General features: G+C 66.5%; 18 protein-coding genes and 1 riboswitch. Of the genes, 12 read left to right on the top strand and 6 right to left on the bottom strand.

Annotated features, from left to right (window positions below; all coding sequences use genetic code 11):
• Positions 1-392 precede the first annotated feature (392 nt).
• The 6 genes from LPW26_RS21615 to LPW26_RS21590 all read left to right on the top strand — a co-directional run bounded on the left by LPW26_RS21615 (position 393) and on the right by LPW26_RS21590 (position 5,818).
• Complete coding sequence (locus LPW26_RS21615; RefSeq protein WP_238737701.1) at positions 393-1,004, top strand: sigma-70 family RNA polymerase sigma factor; 612 nt, start codon at positions 393-395, stop codon at positions 1,002-1,004.
• Positions 1,005-1,549: 545 nt separating this feature from the next.
• Complete coding sequence (locus LPW26_RS21610) at positions 1,550-2,956, top strand: cytochrome ubiquinol oxidase subunit I (RefSeq protein ID WP_238737700.1); 1,407 nt, start codon at positions 1,550-1,552, stop codon at positions 2,954-2,956.
• Positions 2,956-3,966, top strand: a complete 1,011-nt coding sequence (cydB, locus tag LPW26_RS21605; RefSeq protein ID WP_238737699.1) for a cytochrome d ubiquinol oxidase subunit II — start codon at positions 2,956-2,958, stop codon at positions 3,964-3,966. Before LPW26_RS21610 ends, cydB begins: the two co-directional genes overlap by 1 nt.
• A gap of 11 nt (positions 3,967-3,977) precedes the next feature.
• On the top strand, positions 3,978-4,109 hold the full coding sequence (locus LPW26_RS21600) for a DUF2474 domain-containing protein (RefSeq protein WP_238737698.1): 132 nt from the start codon (positions 3,978-3,980) through the stop codon (positions 4,107-4,109).
• Between the two features lie 41 nt (positions 4,110-4,150).
• A complete protein-coding gene (locus LPW26_RS21595) occupies positions 4,151-4,744 on the top strand; it encodes a L,D-transpeptidase (RefSeq protein ID WP_238737697.1) in 594 nt (197 codons plus the stop codon).
• Between the two features lie 39 nt (positions 4,745-4,783).
• Positions 4,784-5,818 (top strand): amino acid ABC transporter substrate-binding protein, encoded by a 1,035-nt coding sequence (locus LPW26_RS21590; protein WP_238737696.1) that lies wholly within the window; start codon positions 4,784-4,786, stop codon positions 5,816-5,818.
• Positions 5,819-6,087: 269 nt separating this feature from the next.
• Here the strand turns inward: LPW26_RS21590 and LPW26_RS21585 are convergent, their stop codons facing one another.
• Together LPW26_RS21585 and LPW26_RS21580 are read right to left on the bottom strand one after the other, a co-directional pair.
• Positions 6,088-7,227, bottom strand: a complete 1,140-nt coding sequence (locus tag LPW26_RS21585) for an acyl-CoA dehydrogenase family protein (protein WP_238737695.1) — start codon at positions 7,225-7,227, stop codon at positions 6,088-6,090.
• A 171-nt stretch (positions 7,228-7,398) separates the two neighbouring features.
• The gene (locus LPW26_RS21580) at positions 7,399-8,592 is read right to left on the bottom strand and encodes an acyl-CoA dehydrogenase family protein (protein WP_238737694.1); all 1,194 of its coding nucleotides are present in this window, start codon (positions 8,590-8,592) and stop codon (positions 7,399-7,401) included.
• A 210-nt stretch (positions 8,593-8,802) separates the two neighbouring features.
• On the opposite strand from LPW26_RS21580, the gene LPW26_RS21575 reads away from it, so the two are divergent.
• Together LPW26_RS21575 and LPW26_RS21570 are read left to right on the top strand one after the other, a co-directional pair.
• Positions 8,803-9,348, top strand: a complete 546-nt coding sequence (locus tag LPW26_RS21575; RefSeq protein ID WP_238737693.1) for a carboxymuconolactone decarboxylase family protein — start codon at positions 8,803-8,805, stop codon at positions 9,346-9,348.
• A gap of 160 nt (positions 9,349-9,508) precedes the next feature.
• On the top strand, positions 9,509-10,015 hold the full coding sequence (locus LPW26_RS21570) for a VOC family protein (protein ID WP_238737692.1): 507 nt from the start codon (positions 9,509-9,511) through the stop codon (positions 10,013-10,015).
• Positions 10,016-10,455: 440 nt separating this feature from the next.
• Here the strand turns inward: LPW26_RS21570 and LPW26_RS21565 are convergent, their stop codons facing one another.
• From LPW26_RS21565 to LPW26_RS21555, 3 genes are all read right to left on the bottom strand, one after another.
• Positions 10,456-11,667 carry an MFS transporter gene (locus LPW26_RS21565; RefSeq protein ID WP_238737690.1) on the bottom strand — a complete coding sequence of 404 codons (1,212 nt, stop codon included), beginning with the start codon at positions 11,665-11,667 and terminating at the stop codon, positions 10,456-10,458.
• 83 nt (positions 11,668-11,750) lie between these two features.
• Entirely contained in the window at positions 11,751-12,992 is a 1,242-nt protein-coding gene (locus LPW26_RS21560; protein ID WP_238737689.1) for an MFS transporter, read from the bottom strand.
• A 117-nt stretch (positions 12,993-13,109) separates the two neighbouring features.
• A complete protein-coding gene (locus tag LPW26_RS21555; RefSeq protein ID WP_238737703.1) occupies positions 13,110-13,793 on the bottom strand; it encodes a DUF938 domain-containing protein in 684 nt (227 codons plus the stop codon).
• A gap of 133 nt (positions 13,794-13,926) precedes the next feature.
• Positions 13,927-14,126: riboswitch (cobalamin riboswitch) on the top strand.
• Between the two features lie 111 nt (positions 14,127-14,237).
• On the opposite strand from LPW26_RS21555, the gene LPW26_RS21550 reads away from it, so the two are divergent.
• The 4 genes from LPW26_RS21550 to LPW26_RS21535 all read left to right on the top strand — a co-directional run bounded on the left by LPW26_RS21550 (position 14,238) and on the right by LPW26_RS21535 (position 18,646).
• Positions 14,238-16,334 carry a TonB-dependent receptor gene (locus tag LPW26_RS21550; RefSeq protein WP_238737688.1) on the top strand — a complete coding sequence of 699 codons (2,097 nt, stop codon included), beginning with the start codon at positions 14,238-14,240 and terminating at the stop codon, positions 16,332-16,334.
• A 128-nt stretch (positions 16,335-16,462) separates the two neighbouring features.
• Complete coding sequence (locus tag LPW26_RS21545) at positions 16,463-16,774, top strand: hypothetical protein (RefSeq protein WP_238737687.1); 312 nt, start codon at positions 16,463-16,465, stop codon at positions 16,772-16,774.
• A 180-nt stretch (positions 16,775-16,954) separates the two neighbouring features.
• Positions 16,955-17,128: a hypothetical protein gene (locus LPW26_RS21540; protein ID WP_238737686.1), complete on the top strand. Its 174-nt coding sequence runs from the start codon at positions 16,955-16,957 to the stop codon at positions 17,126-17,128.
• A 297-nt stretch (positions 17,129-17,425) separates the two neighbouring features.
• Positions 17,426-18,646, top strand: a complete 1,221-nt coding sequence (locus LPW26_RS21535; protein ID WP_238737685.1) for an ABC transporter substrate-binding protein — start codon at positions 17,426-17,428, stop codon at positions 18,644-18,646.
• Positions 18,647-18,877: 231 nt separating this feature from the next.
• On the opposite strand, the gene LPW26_RS21530 is transcribed toward LPW26_RS21535, so the two are convergent.
• Complete coding sequence (locus LPW26_RS21530) at positions 18,878-20,260, bottom strand: MFS transporter (RefSeq protein WP_319942190.1); 1,383 nt, start codon at positions 20,258-20,260, stop codon at positions 18,878-18,880.
• Positions 20,261-20,280: the final 20 nt, after the last annotated feature.

The following is a 20,280-nucleotide window of genomic DNA, read 5'->3' as shown; positions in this document are numbered from 1 at the left end:
CCGCCCCCCACCCCCTGTACGCCCCACCCACCGCCGTCATCGCCCGCGCAGGCGGGCGACCCAGTATTCCAGGGCGCTGCTATGAGGCAGTGCATCCGCACCTAATTGCTCTGCGATACTGGATCACCCGCATACGCGGGTGATGACAATCTTCTTTGTGGAAGCCCCGTGCCCTCCCATCAGTATCGTCCGTGAGCCTGCCGGGCAGAGCTGGCCCATTGAAATCACAGCGCATTTCGTCCGAATGTTTCGTCGCAGGCGGGCGGCGAAATAAATCTTCGGCGCCACGAAACCATTTTGGACTTTCGGTGCAGACGTCCTGAAATGGTGCCTGACTAGTAAAGCTCCCAACGAACGCCGCGGGGGAGTGCGGCGACATACGGGAGCCGTTCATGCAAAATGTAATTGCCATCAATGAAGCGGGCCGTCAGGGCATTGTCGCCGCGCGCGCCACGACCGACGAGATGCTGCTCGCTAGCATTGCGGCAGGCGACCGGACAGCGATGCACACGCTGTATTCCCGGCATCACGTGCGGGTCTACCGCTTCATCCTGCGCATGCTGCGCGACGCCGCGACCGCCGAGGATCTGGTCAGCCAGGTGTTCCTCGACGTCTGGCGGACCGCGCGGCAGTTCGAGGGCCGCGCCCAGGTGTCGACCTGGCTGCTGTCGATCGCGCGCTTCAAGGCACTGACCGCGCTGCGCCAGCGCCAGCACGAAGATATCGACCAGGACGACGTGCTCGAGATTGCGGACGGTGCCGACAATCCCGAAGCGGCGCTGGAGCGCAGCCGCACCAGCGACATCCTGCGCACCTGCATCACCAAGCTGTCGCCGGCGCATCGCGAGATCATCAATCTCGTTTACTATCACGAGAAGTCGGTCGAGGAAGTCGGCCGCATCGTCGGCATTCCACAGAGCACGGTGAAGACCCGGATGTTCTACGCCCGCAAGCAGCTCGCCGAACTGCTCAAGCGCCACGGCGTCGAGACCATGGCGGCTTGACCATCGGCAGCTTGATAACGGCAGCGTGAATAACGGCGGCGTGAACAATGGCTGCATCTGCGGCCCGCGGTGGGAAGCCGCATACGCCGGCATGATCGACCGGCGCCGGCGCTCACTTTAGACAAGATCTCGCAGCGACCGAATTCCAGCGCTCGTGCGGGGATGTTAAATTGACGCGTCGCTGGCACCGTTGCCGCAAAGATGACCGCCAACGACGCAATTGAAACAATCGACGACATCGGCCGGAAAGAATTCGGTGCGATGATGATCATGTCGGAACCGGATGCGACCGGGACGACAGGCTCTTTCAAAGGCTTCGTAACCATCGCAGCCTCCAAGCGACCCGGACGGGGTGCCCACCGTCCGGGTTTTGCTTTTTCAGCCTCTCATCGTCTTTCAGCCTCTCATCGTCGCATGGACAATATGGCCAAGCGCATCGCAGCCGCAGCATCGCTAACTGCTAGTCACCTCCTGTCGCCGGCGATAGGATCGCCGCCAACGACGACACGCCGTGCGCCAGTTTCTCGATCGCGGAAGTCACCTTCATGATTGAAGCCCTTGACCCTGTGGTATTGGCACGTGCGCAGTTCGCCTTCACGATGTCGTTCCACATCATCTTTCCGGCGTTCTCGATCGGACTGGCCAGCTACCTGGCGGTGCTCGAAGCGCTGTGGCTGTGGACCGGCCGCGAGGTCTTCATCAACCTGTTCAACTACTGGCTGAAGATCTTCGCCATCGCGTTCGGCATGGGCGTCGTGTCCGGCATCGTGATGTCGTACCAGTTCGGCACCAACTGGGCGGTATTCTCCGACAAGACCGGCCCGGTGATCGGCCCGCTGATGGCCTACGAGGTGCTGACCGCGTTCTTCCTCGAAGCCGGCTTTCTCGGCGTGATGCTGTTCGGCCTCAAGCTGGTCGGGCCGCGGCTGCATTTCCTCGCCACCCTGATGGTGGCGATCGGCACGCTGATCTCGGCGTTCTGGATCCTGTCGGCGAACTCCTGGATGCAGACGCCGGCCGGCCACGCCATCAACGAATCCGGCCAGTTCGTCGCGGTCGACTGGTTCAAGGTGATCTTCAACCCGTCGTTTCCGTATCGGCTGGTGCACATGGTGCTGGCGGCGTACCTCACCACGTCGCTCGTGGTCGGCGCCGTGGGCGCCTATCACCTGCTGCGCAATACGCGGCAGCCGGGCGCGCGGATGATGTTCTCGATGGCGATGTGGATGCTGACCGTCGTGGCGCCGATCCAGATCCTCGCCGGCGACGTCCATGGCCTCAACACGCTGGAGCATCAGCCCGCCAAGGTGATGGCGATGGAAGGCCATTATCAGAGCCATCCCGACGGCGCGCCGTTCATCCTGTTCGGCCTGCCGGATCAGGACGCCGCGGTGGTGCGCTACGCGCTGGAAATTCCCAAGCTGTCGTCGCTGATCCTGAAGCACTCGCTCGACGCGCCGCTGGCCGGTCTCGACACCGTGCCGCGGCAGGACTGGCCGCCGGTGCCGATCACCTTCTGGTCGTTCCGCATCATGGTCGGGCTCGGCGTGCTGATGGCGGCGCTCGGAGCCTTCAGCCTGTGGCTGCGCTGGCGCGGCCGGCTGCACGAGTCCCGCCCGCTGCACTGGTTCGCGCTGACGATGGGCCCGGCCGGCTTCATCGCGGTGCTGGCCGGCTGGGTCACGACGGAGACCGGACGGCAGCCGTTCACGGTGTTCGGGCTGCTGCGCACGGCTGAGTCGGTGTCGCCGCTCGCGTCGCCCGCGGTCGCCTCGTCGCTGATCGCGTTCGTGATCGTGTACTTCGCGGTGTTCTTCGCCGGCACCGTCTACATTCTCCGGCTGATGGCGCAGCCGCCGCATCACGGCGAGGAAGGCCCGCCCGGCGCAACCCCGGCGCGCGCCGCCGGCATCACCCCCGCCCCCGCGATCGCAACCCGGAGGCTCGGCTGATGACCTTCGCATACGATCTGGCGACGATCTGGGCTTTCATCATCGCGTTCGCGGTGTTCGTCTATGTGGTGATGGACGGCTTCGACCTCGGCCTCGGCATCCTGTTTCCGCTGTTCCGCAGCAAGCGCGACCGCGACGTGGTGATGAACAGCGTCGCGCCGGTGTGGGACGGCAACGAGACCTGGCTGGTGCTCGGCGGCGGCGGGCTGATGGCGGCGTTTCCGCTGGCCTATGCGGTGCTGATGCCGGCGCTGTACACGCCGATCATCGCCATGCTGCTCGGCCTGGTGTTCCGCGGCGTGGCGTTCGAATTCCGCTGGCGCACGCTGCGCGAGCGCAACCGCTGGGACGTCGCGTTCTTCCTCGGCTCGCTGATCGCCACGCTGGCGCAGGGCGTCGCGCTCGGCGCGCTGCTGCAGGGCGTCGCTGTCGAAGGCCGCGCCTATGCGGGCGGCTGGTGGGACTGGCTGACGCCGTTCAGCGTGCTTACCGGCGTCGCTTTGGTGATCGGCTACGCGCTGCTCGGCGCCACCTGGCTGGTGATGAAGACCACCGGCGAGCTGCGCGACCAGGCCTACACGCTGAGCCGCTGGCTGCTGCTGGCGATGCTGATCGCGATCGTCGCCGTCAGCGCCGCCACGCCGTTCCTGTCCTATGACTATTCGGAGCGCTGGTTCGCCTGGCCGAACGTGCTCGCCACCGCGCAGGTGCCGCTCGCCGTCGCGATCGTCACCGCGCTGCTGCTGCGGGCGCTGGCGCAGCGCCGCGACTATCAGCCGTTCCTGCTGACGCTGTGCCTGTTCCTGCTGTCCTATGCGGGGCTCGGCATCAGCATCTGGCCCTATGTCGTGCCGCGCAGCATTACCATCTGGCAGGCGGCGGCGCCGGAGAACAGCCAGCTGTTCATGCTGTTCGGCGTCGCCATCCTGGTGCCGATCATCCTGATCTACACCGCGTGGGCCTATTGGGTGTTTCGCGGCAAGGTCGATCCGGAAAGCGGCTACCATTGAGCGGACAGACCATGATGTCCAGTAATGAACCATCCCGGCCGCTGGCCCGGCGCCTGCTGTGGTTCGCGGCGCTGTGGCTCGGCGGCGTCGGGGCCGTCACGCTGGTGTCGCTGATCCTGCGGATGTGGATCGGAACCCGCTGACATGCTACACAGCCCGGCGCAAATTGCTTCGGGAGGTGTCGATGGCTGGATTGTCGAGTTGGGTTGGACGGCTGGTCGTTGCGGCCGCCCTGGTGATCGGCATCACACCCGTCCATGCGCAGCAGAACGATCCCGGCGACGAGCCCGGCCTGATCGCCAATGACGATTTCGAGCTGCCGCCCGAGCTGCGCAAGCAGATGGTCTATTACCGCACCAGCGAGCCGCCGGGCACGATCGTGGTGCAGACCTCGGAGCGCTATCTCTATCTCGTGCAGGGCAACAACCGCGCGCTGCGCTACGGCATCGGCGTCGGCCGCGAGGGCTTCACCTGGCAGGGCCTGCTCAAGATCTCGCGCAAGGCGGAATGGCCCGACTGGGTGCCGCCGCCGGAGATGATCCAACGCCAGCCCTATCTGCCGCGCTTCATGGCCGGCGGCCCCGGCAATCCGCTCGGCGCCCGCGCGATGTATCTCGGCTCGACGGTGTATCGCATCCACGGCACCAACCGGCCGGACACGATCGGCACCGCGATTTCCTCCGGCTGCTTCCGCCTGGTCAATGCCGACGTTGCCGATCTGTACGACCGCGTGCCGGTCGGCACCAAGGTCGTGGTGCGGCAGAAGCCCGAGCTGTAACCGAGCGCCTTTCGTCCTCGCCCTTGTGAAAGACCCCCTATGTTGAAATGGACGTTCAAGACCGGGCTCGCGATCGGGCTCGTGGTCGCGGCGGCGATCGCCGCTGCCGCCATCACCTACGAGCGCTACGACACCAAGACGCTGAAGCGCACCATCCGCCGCGACGCCGTGCTGTGCGGCGTCAACAAGGGCCTGCCCGGCTTCGCGACGCCGGACGACAAGGGCAACTGGAGCGGCTTCGACGTCGACTTCTGCCGCGCGGTGGCGGCGGCTATCTTCAACGATCCGGCCAAGGTGAAGTTCGTGGCGCTCGACGCCAATGAGCGCTTCAAGGAACTGCAGAGCCGCAAGGTCGACATCCTGTCGCGCAACTCGACCTGGAGCATGTCGCGCGAGACCGGCTACGATCTGTATTTCCCGGCGGTCGCCTATTACGACGGCCAGGGCTTCATGGTTCCGTCCTCGCGCAAGGTCGACACCGCGGTCGAGCTCGACGGCAGCAAGGTCTGCGTTCAGGACGGCACCACCACGCTGCTTAACCTCGCCGATTACTTCCGCGCCAACAACATGAAGTACACGGAAGTGAAGTTCGGCAAGCTCGACGAGGTGGTCGCCGCCTACAAGGACGGCCGCTGCGACACCTTCACGGCCGACGCCTCGCAGCTCTACGCGCTGCGCCAGACGATGCCGAAGCCCGGCGACCACACCATCCTGCCCGATCTGATCTCCAAGGAGCCGCTCGCTCCCGTCGTCCGCCAGCGCGACGACGACTGGATGATGATCGTGAAGTGGACGCTGTATGCGATGATCAACGCCGAGGAACTCGGCATCACGTCGCAGAACATCGACGAGGCGCTGAAGTCGAAGAAGCCCGACGTGATGCGGCTGGTCGGCACCGAAGGCGCCTACGGCGAAGAGCTCGGCCTGACGAAAGACTGGGCCGCCCGCATCATCCGCCACGTCGGCAACTATGGCGAAATCTACGACCGCAACGTCGGCAAACTCGGCATCCCGCGCGGATTGAACCAACTGTGGAGCAACGGCGGGATTCAGTACGCGCCGCCGATCAGGTAGGGGCTTATAGCAACCTCTCGTTCGTCATTCCGGGGCGCTCGCTCTTGCGAGCGAAACCGGAATCTAGACGTGGTAGCAAAAGCCGGTCGCAGAACGCTTCGGGATTCCGGGCTCGCGAACTACGTTCGCGCCCCGGAATGACGTGCCTGGGGCCGGGGCCGAAACCTCCAGCGCTTCGGCGTGGTAGTCCGTAGCCCGGATGGAGCGAAGCGTAATCCGGGGAACGCCTGCCCCGCATTCCGCTGCGCTGCATGCGGGCTACAGAGGGCTCAATATTTCTTCCACTCTGCCAGCGCTTCGGCGTGGTAGTTGGCGTCGCCGAGCAGTTCCTGCAACACGCGGGCGCGCTTCATGAACAGGCCGATGTCGAACTGGTCGGTCATGCCCATGCCGCCGTGCATCTGCACGCCTTCCTGGACCGCGAGCGTCGTCACCGTGCCGGCCTTGGCCTTGGCGACGGCGACCGCGACGCGGGCCTGCGCGGGATCGGCGTCGACCGCCTGCAGCGCCTTGAGCACGGCGGCGCGCAGGATTTCGATCTCGGTGTAGAGATGCGCGGCGCGGTGCTGCAGCGCCTGGAATTCGCCGATCAGTCTGCCGAACTGCTTGCGCTCTTTCAGATAGCTCACCGTCCGGCCGAACGCCTCGTCGGCGACGCCGAGCATCTCGGCCGCCGCCGCGGCACGGCCGACATTCAGCACCGCCTCGAGCAGCGCGCCGCCGCGATCGACCTCACCGAGCACGCTGTCGGCATTGACCTCGACGTCGTCGAAGCTGATCCGCGCCGCATTGTGGGCGTCGACCATCACGGTGCGCTCGATCGCGACGCCCTTGGCTTTCGGGTCGACCAGGAACAGCGTCAGGCCGTCGGCATCGCCCGGCGCGCCGGAACTCCGCGCCGCGACGATCAAGAGGTCGGCGACGTGACCGTCGACCACCAGCGCCTTGTCGCCCTTCAGCTTGAAGCCGTTGCCGGCGCGCACAGCCTGCAGCGCGATGCGCGACGGCCGGTGCTTGGCGCCCTCATCCACCGCCAGCGCGGCGATCAGCGAACCCTCGGCGATCTTCGGCAGATGCGCTTTCTTCTGCGCCTCCGAGCCGCCGCGGGCGAGCGCCGAAGCCGCGAGCACCGCTGTCGACAGGAACGGCGACGGCGTCAGGTTGCGACCGATCTCCTCCATCACCACGCCGGCCTCGACGGCGCCGAGGCCCGAGCCGCCGAACTGTTCCGGCACCAGCAGGCCGGCGAGCCCCATCTCGGCAAAACTCTTCCAGAGATCGCTTGAGAAGCCGGTGGCGTCGCGCTCGTCGCGCAGCTTGCGGAAATGCGCGACCGGCGCCTTGTCGCCGATCAGCCCGCGCGCCGAGTCGCGCAGCATGGTTTGTTCTTCGGTGAGGACGAGAGCCATGGGGTGATGTCTTTCGATGCAAGCAAAGGGCGATAAGATTTGAGTTCGTCATTCCGGGATGCGCCCCTTGGGGCGCAGGCCCGGAATCCATACTCACTGACAGTGGTTATGGATTCCGGGCTCGCGCTGCGCGCGCCCCGGAATGACTCGGGGAGAGGGTGTGCCGGCTAACTAAGCCCCCGGCAGATCCAGGATGCGCTTGGCGACGATGCCGAGCATGACTTCGCTGGTGCCGCCTTCGATCGAGTTGGCCTTGGTGCGCAGCCAGGCGCGGGCGCGGGCGCCGTCGTGCGAGCGTTCGCTCTCCCACTCCAGCGCGTCGATGCCGCCGGCCGACATCAGAATCTCGTGGCGGCGCTTGTTCAGCTCGGTGCCGTAGTACTTCATCGCCGAGGAGAACGCCGGATGCAGTTGGCCGGCCTTGGCGAGATCGACCGCACGCTCCGCCGCGCAGGCCAGCGCCGCCTCGTCGACGTCGAACGATGCGATCTGGCCGCGCAGCACCGGATCGTCGAGCTTGCCCTGCTGGTCGGTGCCGAGCGAGGACGCCGCGACCTGGCCGAGCGGCCGGCCGCCGTCGCGCCCACCCATGCCGGAGATCATCGCGCGCTCGTGCTGCAGCAGATACTTCGCCACATCCCAGCCGCGGTTGATGGTGCCGACGACATGCGACTGCGGCACCCGGACGTTGTCGAAGAAGGTCTCGCAGAACGGCGACTTGCCGGAGATCAAGAGGATCGGCTTGGTTGTCACGCCGGGCGAGGCCATGTCGAACAGGATGAAGCTGATGCCGTCGTGCTTCTTGGCCGACGCATCGGTGCGCACCAGGCAGAAGATCCAGTCCGCGTAGTTGGCGTAAGAGGTCCAGATCTTCGAGCCGTTGATGATGAAGTCGTCGCCGTCCGGCACCGCGCGGGTCTGCAGCGAGGCGAGGTCGGAGCCGGCGTTCGGCTCCGAATAGCCCTGGCACCAGCGGATTTCGCCGCGCGCGATCTTCGGCAGATGCTCGGCCTTCTGTTGCTCATTGCCGTATTTCAGAAGCGCCGGCCCGAGCATCCAGATGCCGAAGCTCGACAGCGGCGGCCGCGCGCCGATCGCCGCCATCTCCTCGCGCAGGATCTTGTGGCGCGCGCCGTCGAGGCCGCCGCCGCCATATTGGGTCGGCCAATCCGGCACGGTCCAGCCCTTGTCGCGCATCCGCTCGAACCAGACCTTCTGGGCGTCCGACGCAAATTTCGCGTTGCGGCCGCCCCAGAAATTGTCGTCGTCGCCCTGCATCGGCTTGCGCATCTCGGCCGGGCAATTGGCCTCGAGCCAGGCGCGGGTCTCGCTGCGGAAGTGGTCGAGATCGGAGGTGTCGGTCATCGGGGCTTCCATCCACCGGGGCGGACTTGACGCCCGCGTTGCGTTTGATTGGGCCGGACCTTAGCGGGCGCCGGGCGAAATTCAATATCCGTATTGCGCAGCGCCATGCGCCGCGCGCTCTGGCGTTTCGCCCGCAGACGCGCCACGTTTCGCATCCCGAAATTCAACGAGGCGCGCTGGGCTATGTCGCCTCACCACGAAGGAAACGCCATGCGCCTGAAGCTGCCGACGCCGACCGACATGAGCGACGATCAGCGTGCCATCTATGAGGAGTCGATCGCCAGCAAGCGCGGCAGCCCGCCGCCGCCGATGATGGCATGGCTGGCGAGCCCGGAGATGGCGCGCCACGCCACGCGGCTCGGCGCCTTCCTGCGCTACGACACCTCGCTGACCGCGGCGGAGTCCGAACTCGCCATCCTGGTCACCGCGCGGCACTGGACCGCGCAGTTCGAATGGTACGCGCACAAGAAGATGGCGCTCGACGGCGGGCTCGATCCGAACATCATCGACGCGATCCGCGATCGTCGCACGCCGGCATTCCTCGATCCGAAAGCGCGCGTGATCTACGACGTCGCGCGGTCGCTGCACGAAGCCAAAGGACTGTCGAAGCCGCTCTACGACGAAGCCACGCAGCTGCTCGGCGAGCGCGGCCTGGTCGAGGTGATCGGCCTGTGCGGCTACTACACCATGGTGTCGATGACGCTGAACGCCTACGACTTCCCGCTGCCGGACGGCGAGGTGCCGGAGCTGACGTGAGCGCAGGCGCGCTCCCTCTCCCCGCGCGCGGGCAGAGGGCTGGGGTGAGGGGGCGTTTCAAACAGGGGACGGCTTCCTACATGAAAAGCATCTACCCCTCACCCGACCGGCTTCGCCGGTCGACCTCTCCCCGCAAGCGGGGCGAGGTAAGGAGCACTCGATGTCCGAAATCGCCAACGAAACGCCTCCCATTCCCGCCGGCACCCGGATCGGCCATGTCCATCTCAAGGTCGCCGATCTCGAGCGCGCGCTCGGGTTCTATTGCGGCGTGCTCGGCTTCGAGCTGATGCAGCGGATGGGCGATCAGGCGGCGTTCATTTCGGCCGGCGGTTATCACCACCACATTGGCCTGAACACCTGGGAAAGCAAGGGCGGAAGCCCGCCGCCGCCGGGCACCACGGGCCTGTTTCACACCGCGATCCTGTATCCGACCCGCGCAGCACTGGCCGATGCGCTGCACCGCGTACTCACTGCCGGCATCACCCTCGACGGCGCCAGCGACCACGGCGTCAGCGAAGCGCTGTATCTGCGCGACCCCGACCAGAACGGCGTCGAACTGTATCGCGACCGGCCAGAGGCGGAATGGCCGCGGACGGCTGACGGCGAGCTGGCGATGTTCACGCGACGGCTGGATGTCGAGAATTTGCTGCGAACGCGGACGAGTTAGCACCACCTCACCCCGAGTCATTCCGGGGCGCGAGCGCAGCTCGCGAACCCGGAATCCCGAGCTGTTCTGCGGCTCCGACGTTTCCACAACTTCGGGATTCCGGGTTCGCGCGCGAAGGGCGCGCGCCCCGGAATGACGATGGGGGGTGTTCGGGGCGAACGCTTAGTTATGAACGACGGACTCATAGGATGGGTTGAGCGTCAGCGAAACCCATCGGTGGTGAGCTCGCGGTATCAGTGGTGCGTCGAAATTTCGATTGCGCGTGTGGTGATGGGTTTCGCTTTGCTCAACCCCATCCTACGTCCCGTCATTCCGGGGCGCGCGCAGCGCGAGCCCGGAATCCCGAGCTGTTCTGCGACTCCGGCGTTTCCACAACATCGGGATTCCGGGTTCGCGCGCGAAGGGCGCGCGCCCCGGAATGGCGGAGGGGGGTGAGGCGATTATTTCCGTCCCCGCACCAGGATCAACACGGCGGCGATCAGCTCCAGGGCGATGCAGGCGGCGAATGGCAGCGTGTAGCTGCCTGAAGCATCGCGCAGCAACCCCACCACACCCGGGCCGAACGCGTAGGTGACCTGGTTGATGGCGGTGTTGAGGCTGACCAGCACGCCGAACGATGCGGGCGCGAATTCGCGCTGCACGATCAGGGCCGGCAGCGTGATCAGGTTGCCGACCGAGAAGCCGAACAGCGCGCAGGCGACCAGCATCAGCACCGGATCGCGCGTCAGGATCAGGATCGTCAGCGCCGCCGCCTGGCTGGCGAACGACAGCGCGGAGGCTAGCCGCTGATTGATCCGGTCGATCACCGCCGACATCGAGACGCGGCCGACCACCGCCATCATGGTCAGCAGCGACACCGCCGCGGCGGCGCGCTCGCGGCCGATCAGCGGATCGAGATAGGCGATGACGTGGACGATGAAGCCGACCTGCGCGAACAGCACCAGCGCGAACGCGATGGTGACGATCAGGAAATCCTTGTCGCGCAGCGCGTGGCGCCGGATCGCGCCGGACGACAGGGCCTGCACCGCACCGGCGCCGGCGACGCTCGCCGCGGGCAACGGCGGCCGGCCGACGAAGATCGCCACCAGCGGCGCGATCACCAGCAGCGACGACAGCGCGACCGCCAGCGTCGCGCCGGCAAAGCCCAGATGTCCGATCGCCAGCACCAGCAGCGGCACGCCGGCGATGCCGCCGAAGCTGGCGCCGTTCAGCGCCAGGCTGATCGCCATGCCGCGGCGCTTGTCGAACCACAGGCCGAGCGTGCTGGTAATCGCGCCGAGGCTGGTGCCGGCCCAGCCGATCGCCAGCAGCACGTAGATGCCGTAGAGCTGCCACGGCGCATCGACGCGGCCGAGCAGCGCGGTGCCGAGCGCGGTCGCGGCGAGACCGCCGAGCAGGCAGGCGCGCGGACCGACCATGCGGATCGCATCGCCGACGAACGCGACCAGCAGCGCGCCGCCGAGATAATAGAACGTCGTCGCGGTCGAGATCAGCGATGCCGGCCAGCCGTGCAGGCGCTGCAGCTCGGCCAGATACACCGACTGGCCGTAGAAGCCGAGCGCCCAGCTGAAGGTCGCGACCGCAAAACACACCGCGACGATGCGCCAGCCCTCATAGCGGATCGAGGTCTCGTCCGGGACCGAGCTCTTCATCGGCGGCGGTCAGCCAGCATCGCGCAGCGCGCCATCGTCTCCCCCTCGCCGGCACTTGGCGGCCGGTCGTTTGGTTATCGCATTCAGATGCCGCGATCCGGCAGCGCCGCCGCTGTGATCGCGCTGCGCCGCTTCGACCAGCCGCTGATGGCGAGCACGATCAGACCGAGCAGCACCGGCGGGAACACCGTGAGGTTGACGGTGGCCCAGCCGTAATTGGCCAGCAGCTGTCCCGACGAGAACGACCCGATCGCCATCATGCCGAACACCAGGAAGTCGTTGAACGCCTGCACCTTGTTCTTCTCGCTGGGCTGATGCGTCTCCAGCACCAGCGCCGAGGCGCCGACGAAGGCGAAGTTCCAGCCGACGCCGATGACGAACAGCGTCGCCCAGAAATGCGGGGCGGTGATACCCATCAGGCCGATCGACGCGCCCGCGGCCTCGAGCGCCAGCCCAAGCGCGACGACGCGCGGCGCGCCGAATTTCGCGATCAGCGAGCCGGTGATGAAGCTCGGCGCATACATCGCAACGATGTGCCATTGCAGGCCGAAATTGGAATCGCTGACCGGCAGTCCGCACATCTGCATCGCCAGCGGCGCCGAGGTCATCACCAGATTCATCATCGGATAGGCGATCGCGCCGCACAGCGCGGCGGCGATGAAGCGCGGCTGCCGCACGATCGTGAGCAGCGGCCGGCCGCCGGCGAGATCGGCCGGCTGGGGCCGCGGCGCATCGACGCTCCACAGCACCGCCATGGCGACCAGCGCCACGCCGGCCTGCACCACGTAGCTGAAGGCGAACAGATAAGGCGGCCAGATGTCCATGGTCCACTGCACCAGCTGCGGACCGAGCACGCCGGCGAACACGCCGCCCGCCATCACCCACGACACGGCTTTGGGCCGATAGCCGGCGCTGGCGCCATCCGCAGCGGCGAACCGATAGGACTGCGCCACCGCGCCGTACAGGCCGCCGAGGAAGGTGGCGACGCAGAACAGCGCGAACGAGCCGGTGAGAATCGCCAGGGCGCCGAGCGCACCGGCGGCCGCGCCGCAGCCGGCGCCGAGCATGAACGAGGCGCGGCGGCCATAGCGGCGCGCGATCGTGCCGGTCGGCAGCGTGCCGGCGGCGAGGCCGACCACGTACATCGAGATCGGCACGGTGGCGAGCGCGACGCTCGGCGCGAGCTGCGCGCCGACGATCGAGCCGGTGGCGAAGATCACCGCCGCATTGGCGCCGGTCAGCGCCTGCGCGGCCGCGAGCCGCCACACGTTGGAGCGCGCCCGCGCGTCGTCCGGGATGTCGTCGATCGCGGTCGCGTCAACCATCGGGTGTTTCGCCCCTTGTCCGGCCGGTGCATCGCCGCGCCGTGGAATCGGCCGGCATCATAGGAGACGGCGCCCTGCGATCAACCGCCGCAGGCGCGGTGACCCTATGCGGCGGTCTCAGCTTTCGCCGCTGCGGGCGAAGCACAGGATGAGATTGTTGGCCGGCATCGGGGCGGTCTCGACCAACCGCAGGCCGACACTGCGGCCGAGCTGCTCCAGCTCGCCGACATCGCGCACGCCCCATTCGGGATTGGCGGCGCGCAGGCTGGCATCGAACGCCGCATTGCTCGGCGCGGTGTGCGCACCGCCCTGCTTGAACGGGCCGTACAGAATAAGTCGGCCGTCCGGCCGTAGCAGCCGGGCCGCGCCGGCGAACAGCCCCTGCGCCACCGGCCACGGCGCGATGTGCACCACATTGGCGCTGAACACCGCGGCCAGCGTTTCGGGACCGCCGTCGCTCACCATCCCGGCGGGCCACGCCGGATCGGCGAGATCGATCCGCCGCGGCTCCCGGATGTTGGCGAGCCTGGCCTCCGCGCGCCATGCGGCGATGCTGCTGAGATGCTGCGGATGAATGTCGCTCGGCCACCAGATGATCTCGGGATGTTGACGCGCGAAGGCGACCACGTGCTGGCCGGTGCCGCTGCCGGCCTCGAGCACGTCGCCGGTCGCGCCGTGCAGCAGGCGCGCCAGCACCTCGCGGATCGCCTGCTGATTGCGATGAAACGCGGCGGCATCGAGCCGGCCATCGGATTCGACCGGCCGACCGTTCTTGCCGAATTCGACCACATAGTCCGCCATCACCACCGCGCCTTGTTGAGCTGGATCAAGCCGCATTGTTACTCGCAAGCAACAGCCTCGGACAATCCCGCGGCCGCGAGCGCCAACCCGGCCGGACGCCGCCAACGGCGAATTGACTTCGCACCTCGGTATACTTCTAGTTGAATGTGACGGTTCCCCTCACGGGGATGAAAAGGGAATGCGGTGCGGAGCGATTGCTCTCAGGCCGCAGCTGTTCCCGCAACTGTAAGCGGTTCGACTTCTGTCGAAATGCCACTGGGAAACTCGGTCCTGGGAAGGCGACGGAAGCTAACACCCGCGAGCCAGGAGACCTGCCGTCATTCGTGGTCACACGCGAGAGTGCCGGTCGGGAATTGCAGGCATTGGTTTCACCCTCCGCGCGAGCGGCAAGGTGATCCCTCGTTCGCTGTGACGTGCCACTGAGCGTCCGGCCGAGGTCTGTCCATGCCGTCTTCCCATCCCGCTGCAACGCGCATGCGCGCGCTGCTGTGTTCCACCATTCTGACATCCAGCCTGTTCGCGGCGCTCGCGCCTGCTGCCGCGCAGGACATGCTGCCCGCCATCAACGTTACCGCGACGCGCACGTCCGACGCCATCGTCGGCACCTCGAGCACGGTGATCACCGCCGACGACATCGCGCATTCGCCGGCCCAGACCGTGCAGGATATCATCGCGCAGACGCCGGGCGTGCAGACCACCTCGCTGTATGGCGGCGTCAACGGCACCGGCTCGTCGGTCGATTTGCGCGGCTTCGGCGCCACCGCGACCTCGAACACGCTGTTCCTGATCAACGGCCGCCGCCTCAACGACCTCGATCTGCAGGGCGTCGACCTGTCGAGCATTCCGCTGCAGTCGATCGAGCGCATCGAGATCACCCGCGGCGGCAGCGGTGCGGTGCTGTACGGCGACAATGCGGTCGGCGGCGTCATCAACATCGTCACCAAGACCGGCACAAGCGGTCCGCCCGCGACGTTCCGCGCCGAGGGCGGCGTCGGCTCGTTCAACCAGCGGCTCGCCGCGGTGTCGGCGGCATTCAACTCCGGCCCCTGGTCGACGTCGGCCTTCGCGAACGGCGTGCGCTCGGACGGCTACCGCGCCAACAACGCGCTGGAACAGAACAACGCGATCGGCGAATTGCGCTATTCCACGCCGGATCTCAGCGCGTTCCTCAACATCTCCGGCGACAACCAGCGCCTCGGCCTGCCCGGCTCGCGGACCGTCGATCCGTCGACCGGCGTCAATCAGCTGCAGACCGACCGCCGCGGCACCAACACGCCGTTCGACTTCGCCGACAAGCAGGGCGCCAACCTCACCGCCGGTTTCACCAAATCGCTGTGGGACGGCGCCGAGCTGATCGTCGACGGCGGCGTCCGCGACAAGCGGCAGCAGGCCGGCTATTTCGGCAATGTGCCGCTGTCGCCGTTCAGCGCCAGCTCGTTCGACGCGCATCTGCAGACCTGGTCGATCACGCCGCGGCTCAGCATCAAGAATGCGTTCTTCGGGCTGCCGTCGAAGATCCTCACCGGGCTCGACTATTACGACGCGACCTATGATTCCAACCGCGGCCAGTATCGCGGCACGCCGCCGGTGCACGTCTACAATCTGTCGCAGAAGACCCTGGCGGGCTACTGGCAGCAGACCATCGCGGTGCTGCCGACCACCGACTTCTCCTATGGCGGGCGCGTGCAGAGCGTGAAGGTCGACGCCGCCGACCGGCTCAACCCGCTGGCGCCGGGCTATTTCGGCGACGCACAGGCGCAGCCGCTGAACAGCACCGAGACCCAGCACGCGCTGCATGTCGGCCTCGAGCATCGCTTCAACGACGTGTTCAGCGTGTTCGTCCGCGCCGCGCGTGCGTTCCGCACCCCGAATGTCGACGAGCGCGTCGCCTCGGGCCCGTCCTACGACGCGTTCTTCAACGCGATTCCGGGCACGTTCGCGCTGAAGACCCAGACCTCGGTCGATGTCGAAGGCGGCTTCCGCATCAAATCCGGGCCGTTCGAGATGCAGACGAGCGTCTACAACATGGATCTCACCAACGAGATCCGCTACGACCCGGTGAACTTCTACAACACCAATCTCGATCCGACCCGCCGCACCGGCGGCGAGACCAGCGCGTCGATCCGCATCAACGACACGCTGCTGCTGCGCAGCGGCGCCGCCTACACCCACGCGACGTTCCGCGAGGGTCCGTTCTCCGGCAACGATGTGCCGCTGGTGTCGCGCTATACGGCGAATGGCGGCGTGACCTGGAACGTCTGGCAGAAATACGTCGTGTTCGACGCCACCGCGCGGGTCTGGAGCAGCCGCTTCATGGACAGCGACAATGCCAACAGCCAGGTCAAGATTCCGGCGAACGGCACCGTCGACGTCAAGCTGAGCGGCGAAATCGACCACTTCTTCTGGTCGCTGAGCGTGATCAACCTGTTCAACGCGCAATATTACGATTACGCGGTGGCCAGCACCTTCACGCCCGGCCGCTACGGCGCCTATCCGCTGCCGGGCCGGACTTATCTGGCAAAAGCCGGCGTGACGTTCTGACGAGACATCACGTCGCGTCACATCGACTATCGTGCATGACAGGCCCCGGCAGCAAAAGCTGTCCCGGGGCCTTTTTTCTTGCTACACCCCGCGCTTCCCAATTCCCCGAAGACAATCGACGTGGACGAATGACGAACGACGAAAATTCCCGCCCCGCTGCGCGTTCCGGCGCAGCCTCACATGACGCCGACGGCGCCAAATCCGAACGCGACGCCGCCGCGCGAGCGACCCTCGACAACATGGCGCGGCTGCGGGCGCTGCGTCTGGCGCGTGAAGCGGCCGAACCGCAGCGTGCCGCACCCAGCAAGGCGAAGCGCGCCCAGTCCAGCGCCGGCAAGACCACCGGCAGCCGGACATCGGCCGGCAAGAAAGCCGAAACCCATGCGCGCGCCTTGTCGGACTGGCTGGCCGAGCAGCAGAAGGGCGGACACCGCACCTGAGGCTCACCGATGCGTGCGGCCCGTGCGGGCCGCGCGACGCTGCCTTGTGCAAATCGAGGCTGGAAAGCCCCGATCCTGCGCTACATTCGAGATGTCCGGCGGCGACGGCGCCGTGACGCAACGACGGACTGGGATCGCGCCACGGCGCGGTCCGGCCCCGCGATGACGGGATCCACCACGATGATGAGCTGGCCGAAGATCAAGCCCAGGAAGCTCCGCAAGGACAAGGCTGCAGCCACCGAGGCCGCGACCGACAAGCCGGCGCCAGTGCCAGTGCCGGACGAGGACCTCTACGACACCGGCGACATCTGCGCGCCCGAGCGCGACCGCGACGACGAGCAGCGCGATCTCTGATCCGGCTGTGTGAGCCGGCTGCGACGTTGTGCGGCAGCGCCGCCACGACCGGCCGCAGATCGCAGATCAATCAACGACGTATCTCACTCTTCGCCGACGCTTATTCCGCCACAGTAAATTCTCCGGTGCGCCCTGAGCCGGCGCACTGCGCTGCGGCGTGCATTGTCGATTCAAATCAATTGAACTCACTCCGTCCGCGTGACAGCGTGGGCCCGATCGGCACGCGCCAACAAGAGCGCGGACGATCGAACAGCCCGCACCGCAGAGTGCGGCTTTCAACCAATGAGAGGAAGTGCCATGACCACCCGCCTTGCGCTGCTCGCCGCCGGTCTCTTCGCGGTCGCAGCGACTCAGCCTGCCTTCGCCCAGAAGCAATACGGCCCCGGCGTCACCGACAGCGAAATCAAGATCGGCCAGACCATGCCGTATAGCGGCCCGGCCTCGGCCTATGGGGTGCAGGGCCACGTCGAAGACGCGTACTTCGCCATGATCAACGCCAAAGGCGGCGTCAACGGCCGCAAGATCAAAATGATCAGCCTCGACGACGCTTACTCGCCGCCCAAGACGGTGGAGCAGACCCGGCGCCTGGTCGAGCAGGACGAGGTGCTGGCGATCATCGGCACGATCGGCACGCCGACCAATACGGCGATCCAGAAGTATCTCAACGGCAAGAAGGTGCCGCAGCTGTTCATCTCGACCGGCGCCGCGAAATGGGACGATCCCAAGAACTTTCCGTGGACCACGCAGCTCTACCCGCCCTATCAGATGGAAGGGATGATCTTCGCGAAGTATCTCTTGAAGAACAAACCCGACGCCAAGCTCGGCGTGTTCTCGCAGAACGACGACGCCGGCAAGGACTACGTCAAGGGGCTCAAGGATGGCCTCGGCGACAAGGCCAAGACGATGATCGTCAAAGAGGTCACCTACGAAGTCAGCGACCCCACCGTCGACTCGCAGATCGTCGCGCTGAAGGCCTCCGGCGCCGACACGCTGTTCACCATGGCGACGCCGAAGTTCGGCGCGCAGGCGATCCGCAAGGTGCATGAACTGAACTGGAAGCCGCTCAACTTCGTGGTCAGCGTCTCGAGTTCGATCAAGGGCGTGCTCGAGCCCGCCGGCAAGGAAGCCTCGACCGGCCTCCTCACCGCGCTGGCGGCCAAGACGCCGACCGATCCGCGGTTCGAGAACGACGCCGACGTCAAGGAGTTCAAGGAATTCCTGACCAAGTGGTACCCGAAAGGCGATATCGCCGACGGCTCCACCGTCACCGGCTACATCTCGGCCCACATGACGGTGAAGGTGCTGGAAGCCTGCGGCGACAATCTCACCCGCGACAACCTGCTGAAGCAGGCCACCAACATCAAGCCGACCGCAGCGCCGCTGCTGCTGCCGGGCATCAAGATCTCGACCCGCCCCGACCGCTACGCGCCGTACACCCAGATGCAGATCGCCAAATTCGACGGCAAGAGCTGGGTGCCGGAAGGCGAAGTGTACAACACCGATACGGCGAGCCAGTAAGCCGCTGCTACGCAGTGTTCTTGGCTGATTAGTTCAGCGACCACCTCACCACGTCATGGCCGGGCTTGTCCCGGGCATGACGGAGGATTGTTATTAAGCCGGCGTGCGCGGCCGACCGCAGAGCTCAACGAAATGACGCCTTGTAGGATGGGTTGAGCGCAGCGAAACCCATCAAGCGTGTCGCACAAGGCCGATGGGTTTCGCTGCGCTCAACCCATCCTACCAGATATCTCAAGCCGGCGTTCGTAGCCCAACAGCCGCAGGAGCGGTGCCGCCCAGCAGCCTCGCGCGCTCGGTGTTCGGCCACAGCAGCAACAGGCCGAGCAGACCGGCCCCGATCATCACGGCGCCGTTGATCATGTAGCCGACCAGATAGCCGTCGGTCGCCGAGGCGGCGCCTTGCACCACGGCGCCCATCACCAGCGGCGCGACGATGCCGGCCAGCGTGTAGAGCGCGCCATAGATCGCGATCGCGGCGCCGCGTTGTGTCACCGGGGTGAACTCGGCGATCATCGGCGGGCACACCACATAGATCGATCCGCACAGCCCCGAGCCGATCACCAGCGCGGCGATCCGCAGTCCCGGGCTGTCGATCAGCGGCAGCGTCAGCAGGATCAGGCCGCCGGCGATCGGCGGCAGCGACCCGAGCACGCCGCGCGCCAGCCGGGTCGAAACGCCGCGTGTGGTCAGCGCCTGCGACACCGCGCCGGTGAGCAGCACGATCGCCGCGCCGAAGATCCAGGGCAGGATCGAGATCAGGCCGGCATCGTGCTGGCTGAAGCCGAGCCCGGCGACGATGTAGGTGGTGAACCAAGTCAGCCCCAGCGACATCGCCCAGAACGCCCCGAAGGTCGCGACGACACAGCCGACGAAGGTGCGCGATGTCAGCAGCCGCCCATAGGGAATCCGCTGTTCGGCCGCAGCCGCAGCCGCGGTCGGCACCAGCGGCCCTTCCTTGCCGAGCGCCAGCCAGGCCGCCGCCCACATCAGCCCGACGATGCCGAGCGCGCCGAATGCGTAGTGCCAGGAATGATTGACGATGATCCAGTTCAGCGCCGGCACCGCCAGGATCACCCCGAAGGCCGAGCCCTGCGACAGGATCGCGGTCGGCAGGGTCCGCCTGTCGTCGGGAAACCATTTGTACATCGCATGGGCGGCGACCGCGAAGGCCGGCCCCTCGCCGGCGCCGAGCACGATGCGGCAGATCAGCAGCGTGGTGAAGCTGACTTCGCCGACCATCGGGAATTGCGCCACCGCCCAGATCAGCGCCAGCACCAGCAGCACCCAGCGCGTGTCGACCCGGTTGACGATAAATCCGACCACCACCGCGGCGATGGAAAACAGGAAGAAGAACGAGGAGCCCAGCAGGCCGAACTGTTCGGGCGTCAGCTTCAGGTCGCGCGTGATCGGCACGCCGGCGAGCCCGACCACGATCTTGTCGGCGAAGTTGACCACCATGAACAGGAACAGGAGGAAGGTGATCCTCCAGGCGCCTTTCGGCGTGGCGGGACTATGCAAGGGCGGGTCTCCCGATCGTTGTTGTTGCGCCGCGCGCGCGGCGAGTTTGAGCAATGCTGCAACCGATCCAGCGGCGAGGCAATCGTATACCGCCACGTTGTCGCACAACTCTGGCG

Source organism: Rhodopseudomonas infernalis (assembly GCF_022271405.1).
GTDB classification, from domain to species: Bacteria; Pseudomonadota; Alphaproteobacteria; order Rhizobiales; family Xanthobacteraceae; genus Rhodopseudomonas; species Rhodopseudomonas infernalis.
Note: the sequence above shows the minus strand (reverse complement) of the source record. Positions and strands in the feature narration are given on the sequence as shown.

Coding starts and splice junctions, on each gene's coding strand:
- LPW26_RS21565 (WP_238737690.1), bottom strand. CDS start 11,667: ATGAAGAGCTCGGTCCCGGACGAGACCTCGATCCGCTATGAGGGCTGG.
- LPW26_RS21595 (WP_238737697.1), top strand. CDS start 4,151: ATGGCTGGATTGTCGAGTTGGGTTGGACGGCTGGTCGTTGCGGCCGCC.
- LPW26_RS21570 (WP_238737692.1), top strand. CDS start 9,509: ATGTCCGAAATCGCCAACGAAACGCCTCCCATTCCCGCCGGCACCCGG.
- LPW26_RS21575 (WP_238737693.1), top strand. CDS start 8,803: ATGCGCCTGAAGCTGCCGACGCCGACCGACATGAGCGACGATCAGCGT.
- LPW26_RS21615 (WP_238737701.1), top strand. CDS start 393: ATGCAAAATGTAATTGCCATCAATGAAGCGGGCCGTCAGGGCATTGTC.
- LPW26_RS21540 (WP_238737686.1), top strand. CDS start 16,955: ATGATGAGCTGGCCGAAGATCAAGCCCAGGAAGCTCCGCAAGGACAAG.
- cydB (WP_238737699.1), top strand. CDS start 2,956: ATGACCTTCGCATACGATCTGGCGACGATCTGGGCTTTCATCATCGCG.
- LPW26_RS21550 (WP_238737688.1), top strand. CDS start 14,238: ATGCCGTCTTCCCATCCCGCTGCAACGCGCATGCGCGCGCTGCTGTGT.
- LPW26_RS21545 (WP_238737687.1), top strand. CDS start 16,463: ATGACGAACGACGAAAATTCCCGCCCCGCTGCGCGTTCCGGCGCAGCC.
- LPW26_RS21600 (WP_238737698.1), top strand. CDS start 3,978: ATGATGTCCAGTAATGAACCATCCCGGCCGCTGGCCCGGCGCCTGCTG.
- LPW26_RS21585 (WP_238737695.1), bottom strand. CDS start 7,227: ATGGCTCTCGTCCTCACCGAAGAACAAACCATGCTGCGCGACTCGGCG.
- LPW26_RS21560 (WP_238737689.1), bottom strand. CDS start 12,992: ATGGTTGACGCGACCGCGATCGACGACATCCCGGACGACGCGCGGGCG.
- LPW26_RS21580 (WP_238737694.1), bottom strand. CDS start 8,592: ATGACCGACACCTCCGATCTCGACCACTTCCGCAGCGAGACCCGCGCC.
- LPW26_RS21590 (WP_238737696.1), top strand. CDS start 4,784: ATGTTGAAATGGACGTTCAAGACCGGGCTCGCGATCGGGCTCGTGGTC.
- LPW26_RS21610 (WP_238737700.1), top strand. CDS start 1,550: ATGATTGAAGCCCTTGACCCTGTGGTATTGGCACGTGCGCAGTTCGCC.
- LPW26_RS21535 (WP_238737685.1), top strand. CDS start 17,426: ATGACCACCCGCCTTGCGCTGCTCGCCGCCGGTCTCTTCGCGGTCGCA.
- LPW26_RS21555 (WP_238737703.1), bottom strand. CDS start 13,793: ATGGCGGACTATGTGGTCGAATTCGGCAAGAACGGTCGGCCGGTCGAA.